General features: G+C 39.7%; 11 protein-coding genes and 1 pseudogene. 3 read left to right on the top strand and 9 right to left on the bottom strand.

What is annotated here, in order from left to right; genetic code table 11:
* The first annotated feature begins 134 nt into the window (after positions 1 to 134).
* Both F565_RS0110570 and F565_RS0110565 read left to right on the top strand, forming a co-directional pair.
* Positions 135 to 2,198, top strand: coding sequence for a M13 family metallopeptidase (locus F565_RS0110570; protein ID WP_020213197.1), 2,064 nt, complete (start codon positions 135 to 137; stop codon positions 2,196 to 2,198).
* A gap of 143 nt (positions 2,199 to 2,341) precedes the next feature.
* Complete coding sequence (locus F565_RS0110565; RefSeq protein ID WP_020213196.1) at positions 2,342 to 3,004, top strand: response regulator; 663 nt, start codon at positions 2,342 to 2,344, stop codon at positions 3,002 to 3,004.
* Between the two features lie 80 nt (positions 3,005 to 3,084).
* Here the strand turns inward: F565_RS0110565 and F565_RS0110560 are convergent, their stop codons facing one another.
* From F565_RS0110560 to F565_RS0110530, 5 genes and pseudogenes are all read right to left on the bottom strand, one after another.
* Entirely contained in the window at positions 3,085 to 3,876 is a 792-nt protein-coding gene (locus F565_RS0110560; RefSeq protein WP_020213195.1) for an SDR family oxidoreductase, read from the bottom strand.
* Between the two features lie 370 nt (positions 3,877 to 4,246).
* A pseudogene (locus F565_RS21465) lies at positions 4,247 to 5,776 on the bottom strand (GNAT family N-acetyltransferase); the annotation flags it as partial.
* Positions 5,777 to 6,901: 1,125 nt separating this feature from the next.
* Positions 6,902 to 8,113, bottom strand: coding sequence for an NO-inducible flavohemoprotein (gene hmpA / locus F565_RS0110540; protein ID WP_020213191.1), 1,212 nt, complete (start codon positions 8,111 to 8,113; stop codon positions 6,902 to 6,904).
* Positions 8,114 to 8,140: 27 nt separating this feature from the next.
* Positions 8,141 to 8,431 (bottom strand): hypothetical protein, encoded by a 291-nt coding sequence (locus F565_RS0110535; protein ID WP_020213190.1) that lies wholly within the window; start codon positions 8,429 to 8,431, stop codon positions 8,141 to 8,143.
* A gap of 111 nt (positions 8,432 to 8,542) precedes the next feature.
* A complete protein-coding gene (locus tag F565_RS0110530) occupies positions 8,543 to 9,139 on the bottom strand; it encodes a Crp/Fnr family transcriptional regulator (RefSeq protein ID WP_020213189.1) in 597 nt (198 codons plus the stop codon).
* Positions 9,140 to 9,306: 167 nt separating this feature from the next.
* Between F565_RS0110530 and F565_RS0110525 the strand changes: the two genes are divergently transcribed.
* Positions 9,307 to 9,591, top strand: a complete 285-nt coding sequence (locus tag F565_RS0110525; RefSeq protein ID WP_020213188.1) for a hypothetical protein — start codon at positions 9,307 to 9,309, stop codon at positions 9,589 to 9,591.
* 32 nt (positions 9,592 to 9,623) lie between these two features.
* Here the strand turns inward: F565_RS0110525 and F565_RS0110520 are convergent, their stop codons facing one another.
* The 4 genes from F565_RS0110520 to F565_RS0110505 all read right to left on the bottom strand — a co-directional run bounded on the left by F565_RS0110520 (position 9,624) and on the right by F565_RS0110505 (position 13,430).
* Positions 9,624 to 10,619: an acyl-ACP desaturase gene (locus tag F565_RS0110520; RefSeq protein WP_020213187.1), complete on the bottom strand. Its 996-nt coding sequence runs from the start codon at positions 10,617 to 10,619 to the stop codon at positions 9,624 to 9,626.
* Between the two features lie 9 nt (positions 10,620 to 10,628).
* Positions 10,629 to 11,363 (bottom strand): lysophospholipid acyltransferase family protein, encoded by a 735-nt coding sequence (locus F565_RS0110515; RefSeq protein ID WP_020213186.1) that lies wholly within the window; start codon positions 11,361 to 11,363, stop codon positions 10,629 to 10,631.
* Between the two features lie 436 nt (positions 11,364 to 11,799).
* Entirely contained in the window at positions 11,800 to 12,210 is a 411-nt protein-coding gene (locus F565_RS0110510) for a BrxA/BrxB family bacilliredoxin (RefSeq protein ID WP_020213185.1), read from the bottom strand.
* A 74-nt stretch (positions 12,211 to 12,284) separates the two neighbouring features.
* The gene (locus F565_RS0110505) at positions 12,285 to 13,430 is read right to left on the bottom strand and encodes a lycopene cyclase family protein (protein ID WP_020213184.1); all 1,146 of its coding nucleotides are present in this window, start codon (positions 13,428 to 13,430) and stop codon (positions 12,285 to 12,287) included.
* Positions 13,431 to 13,434: the final 4 nt, after the last annotated feature.

Here is a 13,434-nt window from a genome sequence, read left to right as displayed (position 1 = left end):
AACAACAGGTTGCATACAGGCTACAAATTGCACTTTTATCAGCCTTAAAGTGCTTTATAACGATATTTAACAACAATTGGAAAGGTTTTTGCCTTTCATACTTTTATATTTGTAAACCAAAAGTTTAAAATTAAATGAAAATAAACATCAATGCTAAATATGCTGCGGCTGCCCTTATACTGGGTACCGGCATGAGCAATGCACAAACTACACCCGCAAAACAGGAAAAACCGGGCATTAACCTGCAATACATGGACAAGAGCGTTACTCCCGGCAACGACTTTTTTAGGTATGTAAATGGTAAATGGGTAGACAACACAGAGATTCCCGGCAACAAAACCCGCTGGGGAAGTTTTGACGAACTTCGTGAGCGTACTAACAACGATGCACTTGCCATACTTAAAGAGGCTGCGGCCAATAAAAGCCTGGCAGCAACGTCAGATCAGGGTAAGGCTGCTGCATTGTATAATACCATAATGGATACCGTAGCCCGTAACAAGGCAGGTGTTACCCCGCTTCGCCCCTACCTTAAACAAATAGATGGCGTTAAAACCGCAAAAGACCTTGAGGCACTTATCATTCAAATGGAACCGCTTGGTGGTATTGGCTTTTTTGGCACTTACATAGGTGCCGATGCTAAAGACAGCAATAAAAATACTGTATATCTTGGTGTAGCCAGCCTTGGACTTCCTGACAGGGATTATTACGTATCTGAAGATGCCGACTCTAAAGAGAAACGCGAAAAGTATGTAGCACATGTTGCTAAAATGCTTGGCTTTATAGGCTATGACGGTAAAATTGCTACTGAGCAGGCTAAAAAGATACTTGCGCTTGAAACTGCTTTTGCACAGCCTATGATGGACAGGGTAGAAAGCCGTGACGACCGTAAAAGCTACAACCCAATGACCGTTGCAGAACTGCAAAAACTTGCTCCTGCCATTAACTGGACGACTTATTTTACAGGTATTGGCGTTGCAAAACCACAGGAAATTATTGTTAGCCAACCTAAATATATAGCTGCGCTTCAAACTATACTGGCTAAAAAAGATGTTGATTCATGGAAAGCATATTTAAAATGGACACTTTTAAGGAGGTCTTCATCGATGCTTTCTACTAACATTGAAACTGCAAACTGGGATTTTTACAGCAAAACGCTTAGGGGTGCGCTTAAAGAAGAGTACCGTGATAAAAATGCACTGCAAACTATAAACAATAGTGTGGGCGAAGCTTTAGGTAAACTATATGTTGAGAAAAAATTCCCTGCCGAGGCTAAGGCTAAAGCAGAGAGCATGATTAACAATGTTATTAAAGCTTATGAAAACCGTATTAACCACCTGCCATGGATGGCTAAAGAAACTAAGCTTAGCGCTATAGATAAACTGCACAAGCTTAGCATTAAAATAGGTTACCCGGATAAGTGGGAAGATTATAGCGCGCTTACTATAAAAAGCCCTGCTCAGGGAGGCACTTTTTTCAGCAATATGCAAAGTGTTTCGCGCTGGGAGCATAAAAAAGACATGGATAAACTGGGTAAACCGGTAGACAAAACGGAGTGGGGCATGGCACCACAAATTGTAAATGCTTACTTTAACCCGTCTTATAACGAAATTGTATTCCCGGCAGGTATATTACAGCCGCCTTTTTATGACTACAGGGCAGATGAAGCCGTTAACTATGGTGGTATAGGTGCTGTTATAGGCCACGAAATTTCGCATGGTTTTGACGATTCGGGTGCGCGTTACAATGCCGATGGCAACCTTGTTAACTGGTGGAATGACCAGGACCTTACACAATTTACAGGCCTGGGTGGCGCCCTTGCTGACCAATATAGTAAGCTACAGCCGCTACCGGGTATTTTTGTAGATGGTAAGTTTACACTTGGCGAAAACATAGGCGACCTTGGTGGTGTTAATGCTGCTTACGATGGTTTACAGCTATACCTTAAAGAAAAAGGAAATCCGGGATTGATAGACGGCTATACACCAGAGCAGCGTTTCTTTATTTCGTGGGCTACTATATGGCGCACAAAAGCAAGGGATGAAGCTATTAAAAACCAGGTAAAGACAGACCCACATTCGCCGGGAGTATACAGGGCTTATGTACCATTACAAAATGTTGATGCTTTTTATACCGCTTTTGGCATTAAACCGGGCGATGCTATGTATGTAGCACCGGATAAACGTGTGAAAATCTGGTAAGTACCATACTATTTTCTCAAAAGCCTGCGTTGTATTTTAAACAACGCAGGCTTTTTTTGTTTAATACTGATAATTTACTCAAATTTGTATTTTAAATGATTATTTAAAAATTAACTTTGTGTTGCTAAAACGATTGCTAAGTTTTGAAGAAGAAGTTACATGTATTTGCTGTAGATGACCACGAGGCTATACTTGATGGTTACAATTTTATGTTCGAAAATATCGAATACAATCAGGATGAGCTAATGTTTACTAAGGCTTCTGACTGCGAATCGGCATTCAACAAAATTAAAGAACATACCGAAACTCCGTTTGATATTGCCCTTATAGACTACAGTATACCCGCCTTTGCAGATATGGATTTACAATCTGGCCGGGACATTGCAATGCTTATAAGAAAAACAATGCCCCATTGTAAAATTGTAGTGTTAACCATGCACCGGGAAGTAAGCATATTAAGTAACGTACTCCTTGCGGTAAACCCGGAAGGTTTTATAAACAAAAGCGATTGTAATATAGACGACCTGTGCGATGCCTTTACAAGGGTTTTAAAAGGCGATACCTACTACAGTAAAACAATAGTAAACTACAGTAACCGCAAAGAAAAAGGGATTACCCTTGAGGATATAGATGTACGCATTATTGTACTGTTAAGCAAAGGGATAAAAAATAAAAACTTAAGCAGGTACATACCACTTACAGACAGCATTATAGCTACACGCAAGCATAAAATTAAAAAACTGCTTAAGGTAGAAGGCGATGATAAAGACCTCATTCATGTAGCCAAAAGCCAGGGGTATATTTAATAGTTTGTTATCTGGTAATTTGTTTATTTGATTTGTAGTGAATGATACTTAGTGCTAAAGCCTATATTTCTACAAAAAATTTAAAGAAGATTTTTATACTCATACCCCAATACCTCAACCACTTTATTGCCCGATACAGTTTTACCTGTAGATGGTTCACTATGATTAAATTGTGGCAGAGGCAAATTTAATTGAGACGCTTTAGCCGTATAATATGCTTTGCGCGAAGGATGATGTGGCGATACACCATTATAAACTTCACCCCAACTATCTGCTGTTATAATCTTAAGGATAATACCAATGCAATCGTCCTGATGGATTAAATTTACAGGAGCATCAGGGTTGGCAAGATTCTCTTTTCCGGCAAGGAATTTTACAGGATGCCTGCCTTCGCCTATCAGTCCGCCAAAGCGAATTATGGTAGTTTTAAAAGCTGTGGCTTCCTCAAAAAGCAGCTCAGCTTCTAACACCTGCTTACCACTTTCGGTATCAGGCACAGGTAACGTAAATTCTGTTACCAAAGTGTTATCATCGGCATAGACCGAAGTAGAACTTACAAACAAGACCTTACTTATCCCCTCTTGCCCTATGTAGGGCAATAACTGACTTAATCTATCAGCGTAGGTTGCCTCGCTTGCCTTTACACGTGGCGGAATATTAATGATAAGTATATCGCTTCCGCTTAAAAATTCGGCGGTAGTATCAGGAACATAATTTTCAACGTCTATAAGATAAGGATCAATCCCGGCATCTTTAAGCAGGGTTAACTTAGCGTAAGTAGTTGTAGACCCTTTTACACTAAAACCTTTAGCAAGCAATGCTTTGGCAAGCGGCAGCCCCAGCCACCCACACCCCAATACAGATACCTGCATCAGGTTGCCAATTTATGGTCAACAATTAATTCATAAGATATACTGTAGTTGCGACCCACAATTTTTTTACTGCGTTTGGGATACTTTCTTTCCATTACCCTTTTACCTGTCTTTTAGTAGATTTTATTTCAGTTCCTGTTCCTGTAGGCTTTGGCGGAGTAGCGCGGGGTGCACGCGGGGTGTTTGTAGCACGTGGTGCTGTAATAACCTTTACAGGTGCAGGAGTTCTCTTTGCCGGGGTAACCTTTGTAGTACCCGTAACCCTTGGCGTTCTGGCCGGTGCAGGCTTTAATGGCTTAGGTATCTCTATACCCTCCATATTTATTTCGGCAAGGCTCTCGCTTTTAGGTTCGGGTTTGGTTACCGGTTGTTTTTTAATGCGGTATAAGTCCTGACGGCGGTCTTTAAGTATTCGCACACTACCAAACTCATGCAGCTCCTTAAGCAAATCCAGGTCTACGTCTACAATAATGGTCATCTCTGTATTAGGCGTAGCCTCTGCTTTTATCCCGTTAGACGGAAAAGAAAAGTCAGATGGGGTAAACACTGCTGTTTGTGCATACTGAATATCCATGTTGTTAACGCCGGGAAGGTTACCCACACAGCCCGCAATAGCAACATAACATTCGTTTTCTATGGCGCGTGCCTGTGCACAGTGTTTTACGCGTGTGTAACCATTTTGGGTATCGGTAAGGAACGGTACAAACAGGATATCCATCCCTTCATCTGCCATTAGCCTTGCGAGCTCGGGGAACTCTACATCATAACATATCATGATGCCTATTTTGCCACAATCGGTATCAAAAGTCTTAATTTCGCTACCGCCCACCATACCCCAGTAGCTAACCTCGTTTGGTGTAATGTGTATCTTGGTATACGTTTCATACGTACCATCGCGTTTGCACAAAAAGCCCACGTTATACAGGTTACCGTCTTCTACCATGGGCATACTGCCGGTAATGATGTTAATGTTATATGATATTGCCATTTCCTGGAAACGCTTGCGTATGGGTTCGCAATAACGCGCAATTTCCCTAATGGCATCAGCCTCGCTAAGATGGTTAAAGTCGGCCATGAGCGGTGCCACGAACAGTTCCGGGAACAGTGCAAAGTCGCTGCCGTAACCCGAAACGGCATCTATAAAAAATTCAGCCTGTTCAAATAACGCTTCTACATTTGCCAGCGGGCGCATTTGCCACTGCACCAGTCCTAAACGGATAATACTTTTACGGGTATTAATAAGCGAAGGGCTCTTATCATAATAAATATTGTTCCACTCCATAAGCACAGCATAGTCCTGAGAGTCTTTATCGCCTTCAAGGTAGTTGCGCATTACTTTAATAACGTGAAAATCGTTACTTAGCTGAAAAGCCATTACAGGATCGTGAATTTCTTTAAGCCTCACTTTCTCTATATATTCTTTTGGGGTAGTATCTTCGCTATGCTCACTATAGTTAGGCATCCTGCCAGCAAAAATTATGCTTTTAAGGTTAAGCTGTTCACACAGTTCTTTACGCGCATCATATAGCCTTCGGCCCAGGCGCAGCCCACGGTAAGCAGGATCTATAAAAACATCTATACCATATAGTACCTCAGCATCATAGTCGTGGGTACTAAAGGTATAGTTGCCGGTAATTTTCTCGTATGTGTGGTTTGCCGTTGCTTTTTTATAGTCTACAATTAATGACAATGCCGAGCCTACCACTTTGCCGTCTACCAGAACAACCAACTGTCCTTCGGGGAAAATTTTAAGGAGGCGTTTTATATCCTGCTCGCCCCAGTAGGGTTCTTCCATATCCATATCAACTTCCTTGTAGGCGTGCTGCATGGTAAGGCGCAGTTCTTTATAATCTTCTACACGTAAATTTCGTAGTTCTACTTTATTTATTTCTGTCTGCATAGTATACTTTCTTCTGTGTATAAATATACAAAAACCGTTCCGTTTGTAAGAGTTTGTAAATGGTTAAGGGGGTGTTAATGATTATTAGGTTACAAGAAAAATGCAGAATAAAAAATCTCCAATTACGAAAAATTTTAATATTCTGCATTTAATAGTAACTATTTTATTTATAGCTTTAAATAGCTTTGTTTTATTTAAAATATGTCATACATAAAAGAATTGCCAATAATATATGTATAATATAATTCCCTGTATCCCTAATGCTAACGTATTTATAGATATATCCAAGATTTGATATCATCATAACGAGCAGCAATAATTTAAGGTCATTACCTATTTTACCAATCATAAATGAAAAATATGATAATACAATAATTAACGACATCATAAAACCTCTTAAGAAATCGAAAACAGTTAGTGCAGTATTTTGTTTTAAAATTATTCCTTTCAATGGAAAAAAATAAATAGCTAATCCTAAACTAAAAAAAAGGTAGATTACCTGCGATAGATTTGTTTTAAGTAGTAAGAAATAAAAAACCAATATAAACCCTAAGAAAAAAATCTCTATTTTTTGTACTTTAATCATTTTCATTTCTTTAAATTATTTGGTGTTACTTCCCTATCTCAAACACAATAGTTATATTTTCTTCAAGTAGAGTATTGTTATTATTTTATTTTCCACTTACAAACGCTTACAAACACCTACAACAGAATGTAAGTAGTTACTAACCGGTTAACAGGTAATGCCTGCCGCATCTTTTGCAGTGTAGAAAATTACAACAAATAACAATAACTCTTAAAAATTTCTATATATGAAAGATGGAGTTCCGGTTAGGGCATAAAACACCCAAGCCTTCAGTTTCCTGAAGGCTTGGCTATCAATACCAACGCTTTTTAAAATTACAAACCACCTTAAAATTTCGGATTATATTAGAAAAAATAACGAAGGCGAAAAAGTTAGAGATGGCAGCCGCAACCAGCCACGACCGCATCCAGAAAAACACAAACAAAGATTTGTCATTGCAGTTTATACCCGCCAGTACCAGTGTTATAAAAAAGGTTACTGTGCAGTTGCGCAGTACAATTTTTAAATTACCACTTGTGTTGCCTGATAACCCTAACGGTTTAGTTAAGGTTGATGATCTGCGGGCCAAACTCTTCATAAAAAATGTTGTCTTTATTTATATTAAGGTTTAGCAACGACTGGTATTGCGCCTTAATAAACAACTCAGGGCCGCATATATAATAGTTGGCATCGTTTAGTAAAATGGCATCTTTGCATTTGTGCAGGTCTACCCTGCCGGGCAGCACATTATCGCCGTGGTTTTCGTGTGCATGTATAGTGTCATAAAAGGTGTATGTTTCCAGCCAGTGTAGTTCTTCCTTAAGTGTAGTTAACTGCTCCCTGAATGCGTGAAGCGAATGGCTGCGGCAGCCATGTACCCATACTGTTTTGCTGTTTTCTATATTTGCTTTGTTAGTTTCGAGCATGCTTAGCATAGGCGTAAACCCAACACCGCCGCTTATAAGTACCAACGGACTTTTAGCCTCTTTGTGCATGTGGAAAATTCCTGCGGGTGCCGATAGCATTACGGTATCGCCCTCTGATTTTGTGTGCAGCGTTTGCGATACCATACCATTAGGATTAGGCACTATGCCTGTTTCCCGTTTTACCGATATCCTGTAATATTCCGGGTTAAAACCACTCGAAAGGCTGTACTGCCTTGGTTGCAGTAATTGCAGCTCCGGTACAAAAACCTGAACGCTTACATACTGCCCGGCTAAAAAGTTAGCTATGGCACCGCCATCTTCCGGGTACAGGTAAAACGACTTTACCTCGTCAGACTCTGACACTATTTTTTTAATTACAAACTTTCGCCAGCCATTCCAGCTTCCGGGTTTTGCGGCATTCTCGGCATACATTTCCTTTTCAATGTTTATCATAATGTCTGCCAGCTGATAGTAAGCCACTGTCCATGCCTCTAATATTTCCGGTGTGGCAGCCTCGCCTACTACTTCTGCTATAGATGCAATTAAATGGTTGCCCACTATTTTATATTGTTCAGGCTGTATGTTAAGGCTTCTGTGCTTAGTGCTTATTCCTTTTAAAGCACCTATAAGTACACCGGGATTTTCTATGTTTTCGGCGTATGCCAGTACTGCATTTGCCAGTGCCGATTTTTGCCTGCCATTAGCCTGGTTGCCCATGTTAAAGGTGTTTTTTAATTCGGGGTGCGCTTTTAGCATACGGGCATAAAAATAATTAGTAAGTGTTTCTCCTCCAGCCCTTAATATAGGCACTGTAGCTGTAATTAGCTCTTTTTGCTTATTGGTCATATAAATTTATATTGGGTAGTAAGTAATTTAGATAAGTTCGTGTATGTTTAATGCAATACACAATAGACTGGTAACTACACTAATGGTAAGTATGGCAAAAGAAACGCTGGCTTTTTGCTGAGACAAAACCGCCCCGTTATAGATCATACAAAAAATGGTTACAAAAAACAGTTGTACCATTTGTAAAAGTGTGGTGCCACCCATAAGTACAAACATAGCTGCTATAGAGCCTAAACAGCTCTGGCCTAATATGCTTATTGTTGCAAAACCAATAATACCGTGTTTATAATTTTCCTGATATTTTAAATAAGTGTTCATGATTAAAGTGCTTTAGTATTTATATATGTAAAGGTAAATACACATACAGGGAGCACTTTATGACCCAAATCATAACAGTAAAAAAAACAGGATTTTTTTAAGTGAAAAATTTTAGCGGTATACTTTACGGTCTTCTATTGTAAGAAAACCTTTTTTCTCTAAAGCTTTTATAGATCGTATTACGGTTTCTACACGCAGGCCGGTAAGGTCGGCAATTTGCTGGCGCGTAAGTTCTACCTTATACCTGTCGGCAGGCTTAAGCTTGCTTACAGTTTCTTTAAAATAATCAATAAGCTTAAGGATACGGTGCTCCGGTTCCTGCGATGAAATCTCTGATGCCATAACCGATTTAAAGTACAGCCGCTGTGCCAGGTTAACCGTCATGCTTAAGTGTGCTTCGGGGTGTACAAAGAGCAGTTTAAAAAAAGCCTCTTTAGCAATGGCATAAATTTCTGAATCTAAAATTGCAACGCCATTTGCCGGATAAGGTTTATCTATAAATAAAGGCGGCTCGCCAAAGCAGCTGCCCACAGCAAATATACTTTGTATAAATTCCTTGCCCTCATCGTTATAATTATTCATTTTAACTTCGCCCGATTTTATCTGGTAGAAATATTTTGCCGTGTCACCTTCTTCAAAAAGCACATCGCCTTTTTTTATAAATATGATACCGGCACCAAATTGTTCCAAAAGATTTTCATCGATCATTATAATTGAAATTATACACCCAAAGTTACAGATTAGAGGTTTATGTATGTAAAAAATTATTTATAATCCATAAGTGTTTCTATAGGGAACAGGATGCAAACGTATAGTATTGATATACGACACAATAACATTATGTATCTATAGTTAATAATGGTAATCCTTATTGTATGAAAAAAACTGTGACTCTAATTGTATCCTTATTTGGTTTAGTGTTTTTTAGCACTTTAATTACGGCTGTGGGCATAGAGATATATTATGCGAGAAAATTTAATGCTACCGATATTAATGTACCACTTGCAAACCTTAGAGAAAATTGGGGCAAAGAGGATAAAAGCATTCTATACAATGGTAAAATAGTCATTTTTTACAAAAGTGGATTTCTTGGCGACTCTTACGTTTTTAAAATTAATGCTGATACACAGATTTTAAACAGCAAATTTTTAGATGATTAAATGCCACAAAAAAGAGGCCTGAGCCTCTTTTACTATTTTACTAATGCAGGTGTAACCCATTTAAATATATGCGCTTCCTGTGGTATAACCAGCCTTTCGGATATTTTTGCCATCCTGTCCGGTAATCTCATAAGGTAATCACGGGCTTTTTCTGCCTCGGCAGTTAAGCCTGTAATTTTATCTATCTGCCATTTTTCTACCAGCTTGCGCAATATGTCTACATAATCGGCAGCGGTGTATACTCCTGCACGTTGTGCCGAATCGGAAAACTGCTCGAAAGCACTGCTTATAGCATTACCCGATTCTCTTAAAAAATGGGCAGGCATTACAATTTTTTGTTTCATCATGTACTGGAAAGCCAGCATCATTTCGCTTGGGTCTACCTTAAAAATCTGGTCTACAAACTCGCTGTAGGCCATGTGGTGGCGCATCTCGTCGCCGGCAATAAGCCTGCACATTTTAGACAGTTTATTATCGCCATATTTTTTAGCCATTTGCCCCACACGGTTGTGCGAAATATAGGTAGCAAGTTCCTGAAAACTTGTATACACAAAGTTTTTATACGGGTCGCGGCCTGTACCAATATCAAACCCGTCGTTTATTAAATACTGCGTAGTAATTTCTACCTCGCGCATGTTTACACGGCCACTTAGGTAAAGGTATTTATTAAGTACATCGCCGTGGCGGTTTTCTTCGCCCGTCCAGTTACGTATCCATTTGCTCCATCCGTTACCCACATTTTCGGTTTGGTGCACACCCTCTACATCCATAAGCCACGACTCATAGGTAGGCAGTGCCTCCTCTGTAATGGTGTCGCCCACAAGGGTAACCCAAAAATCATAAGGCAGGTCTTTAGCAATTTCGCGTAGTTCTTTTACCTCTTCATAAAAGTTTTCGTTTTGCGAATCAGGCAGCAAATCTGTAGGCTGCCATATCTTTTCCACTGGTATAAGGTAGTTATCCACAAAAGAATCTATGTTCTTTTCAAGGAACAGCATTACCTCCAGGCGGACGTTTTTTATAGACATAGTATATTTTTAATTTTTTATTCCTTGTATTACTGCGTTCTCTGTTCTCTCCATCACTTCTTCAAACGGAATATTTTTTATGGCAAAAGGTTCCTGAATGGTAAAAGTTAGCCGGCTGCCCAACCCTAACGGATACTGGCCAAAGCGCACTATCTTCCATGAGTTGTTTATACTAATAGGTACAATATACGCCGATGGGGCATATTTACAAAGTATTTTAAGACCGTTTTCACTAAAGCGTTTGGGTACTCCGTCTTTGCTGCGTGTGCCTTCCGGAAAAATAACAGCGCTCCTGTTATGCTTTTGTATATATTCGCCAAGGCCTTTTATGGCGGGTAATGCCTGCTTGGCATCTTTCCTGTCTATTAAAACGCTGCCCCCATGCCTTAAATTGTAAGACACGCTGGGTATTCCTTTACCTAATTCTTTCTTGCTGATAAATTTAGGGTGAAACTTGCGCATAAACCAGATAATGGGTGGTATATCATACATGCTCTGGTGGTTTGCCACTATAATAAGCGGCACACCCTGTGGTACTTTCTCTATACCCTTAAATGCAATAGTAGTGCCAAGAATATGAAGGCTCCTTACCAGGAGGCTGTTTAGCACATCGACACTTTTTTTATGTGCCCTGTACCCAAAAACATTAAAGCACAGCCACTGCACCGGATGAAAGATGAGCAGGAACACCAAAAACACCAGGTAAAATACAACAGATACGAAATAAGAGAGTACCTTTTCCATTTTGTTTATAAAAAATCCGCGTAAAAGTACTGTCTTTTTATGGAATAATAAAAACTTTTAATATACAGCGGTAATTTAGCCTCTCCCAAGCCTCTTCAAAAGGAGAGAGGACAGATTTACTCATCCCATTACTCGCAATAATAGAAATTTAGAGCATTGCCTGTAATAATATTTCTAAGAGTTAGCAAATCCGAGTGAAGCTAAGGCCTTAAACTTCGTTGCGTTAAGCAAATTATAAGTTGAGTCGTTAAAAATCATTTGCTGTTTGAGCACAGCGAGTTCAAATGATTTAGCCGAAGCTTGTAATTTGTAGCATAAGAAGTTAGAGCCTTGTCCCGATAGCTATCGGGATTGCTTCTTTTGTTTCAGGACAAAAGAAGATGCCATAAAAAAACCACGCCGTTGCGTGGTTTTAAAAATTGTAACTCTAAAAAGATTAGCAATACTCGTCGTAAGCATCTTTAAGGTTTTCAGCAATCATCTCCGCAGGACGGCCTTCAATGTGGTGACGCTCCAGCATGTGTACCAGCTCGCCATCTTTAAATAAAGCCATACTTGGAGACGATGGAGGAAAAGGGAACATAAGGCTGCGGGCCTCATCTACCGCTTCTTTATCTACACCTGCAAAAACAGTGATAATATTATCAGGGGTTTTGCCATTAGCAAGGCTCATTTTAGCGCCCGGCCTTGCATTACGTGCTGCACAGCCACATACAGAGTTTACTACCACAAGCGTAGTACCTTTTTGTGTTAGCGCATTCTTTACCTCTTCGGCTGTATATAAATCTTTAAAACCTGCATCCGATAGTTCGGCACGCATTGGTTTTACCAGTTCTTCAGGATACATAATTTTACTCTTTAAAGTTAAAGGTACAAAGGTAAATAAAAATTAATCAACTACTATAACCGTAATCTTTATTATTACATATTTAATATTCGCTGCATAAGCGCGCTTATAAACAAGCCTTTAGGGCATTGCCAAATTACCTCAAGGTCCTGGGCAAAAGTAGTTTCCTCGTCCAGAAATTTAAAAATGTGTGCTGCCCTGCCGTCCTTAAACATGGCACTAAAAATACTGCTGCCTTTATGGTTTTTCTTTGCCAGTATATCCAGCAGCAGTAAATCGTAAAACCAAAATTTATTTTTTTTATACAGCCTGGTAAAATCGTCCTGCTTTTGCAGAAAGCTTGCTAACTGTGCCGATTTTTTGTCGGCATTTCTAAACGTGTAGCCGGTGCTGGCTTTTGTCCACCCGCCTGCCGACCCAATATGGAGTACGTTTTTACTGTTGTTTTTCCAGAACGGGTAAGATGTCATCGGGATGCTGCCACGCTCTTTATCTACAATTTCATACTCTGTAGCCCCTTTAGTCACTAAATACTCTTTTATAGCATCCTCATATTCTGCTTCTGGCAAAAGGTCTTTAGAAAATAAGGTGTACTCTACAATAGCCTCGGTTTCAGAAAATGGCAGTACATACATAAAACGTGTATTGCCACGTTGGGCAACACTAAAATCCATAAACGAGGGTAGGACAGGATTAAACACAGGTATCGTTGTTTTTACATGCCAGCCTATAAAATGCTGTTGCAGCACAGGGTATTTAGTTTGGCTTGCCGCCAGTGCCGGATTGTAAATACTGTTTAGCAGTTTATTGCAGGTATAACTTTCGGCTTCGGCCTTTACCAGCACATTAAAACCGCTGTCTTTAAAATCGACTACTTTCTGGTTAACGAATTTAATATTAGGATGCTTCTTTAATTCGGAGAAAATAAAGGTATAAAAGTCGATACCCTTAATCATGTTATAGCGGTACCCCTCAAAGTCAAGGTTGGTAGTAAAGCTTTCGTTGGCAAAAACAGCGGTATCCCACTTTCTGTAAACAATACTTTGCCATGCGCTGCTACCTTGTTGCCAGAAACACCAGGTACGGTCATTTGCCTGCTTGGTATCGGGGTCAATTAGTAATATGCTCTCATCCTTAAACGCCCCCGATGTTGCCATGCGATATACCGTCATTAAACTGGCAAGCCCCGCCCCGGCAAAAATGTAGTGGTAGTGTTTCATCAAC

This window comes from Flavobacterium rivuli WB 3.3-2 = DSM 21788, assembly GCF_000378485.1.
Classification (GTDB): domain Bacteria; phylum Bacteroidota; class Bacteroidia; order Flavobacteriales; family Flavobacteriaceae; genus Flavobacterium; species Flavobacterium rivuli.
The sequence above is the reverse complement of the archived record's forward strand: the minus strand, read 5'-3'. Positions and strand labels throughout refer to the sequence as shown.

Bases quoted from the DNA above. Each gene is read 5' to 3' on its own strand.
- F565_RS0110570 (WP_020213197.1), top strand. From the start codon at position 135: ATGAAAATAAACATCAATGCTAAATATGCTGCGGCTGCCCTTATACTG.
- F565_RS0110560 (WP_020213195.1), bottom strand. From the start codon at position 3,876: ATGCAGGTATCTGTATTGGGGTGTGGGTGGCTGGGGCTGCCGCTTGCC.
- hmpA (WP_020213191.1), bottom strand. From the start codon at position 8,113: ATGACCAATAAGCAAAAAGAGCTAATTACAGCTACAGTGCCTATATTA.
- F565_RS0110535 (WP_020213190.1), bottom strand. From the start codon at position 8,431: ATGAACACTTATTTAAAATATCAGGAAAATTATAAACACGGTATTATT.
- F565_RS0110530 (WP_020213189.1), bottom strand. From the start codon at position 9,139: ATGATCGATGAAAATCTTTTGGAACAATTTGGTGCCGGTATCATATTT.
- F565_RS0110525 (WP_020213188.1), top strand. From the start codon at position 9,307: ATGAAAAAAACTGTGACTCTAATTGTATCCTTATTTGGTTTAGTGTTT.
- F565_RS0110520 (WP_020213187.1), bottom strand. From the start codon at position 10,619: ATGTCTATAAAAAACGTCCGCCTGGAGGTAATGCTGTTCCTTGAAAAG.
- F565_RS0110515 (WP_020213186.1), bottom strand. From the start codon at position 11,363: ATGGAAAAGGTACTCTCTTATTTCGTATCTGTTGTATTTTACCTGGTG.
- F565_RS0110510 (WP_020213185.1), bottom strand. From the start codon at position 12,210: ATGTATCCTGAAGAACTGGTAAAACCAATGCGTGCCGAACTATCGGAT.
- F565_RS0110505 (WP_020213184.1), bottom strand. From the start codon at position 13,430: ATGAAACACTACCACTACATTTTTGCCGGGGCGGGGCTTGCCAGTTTA.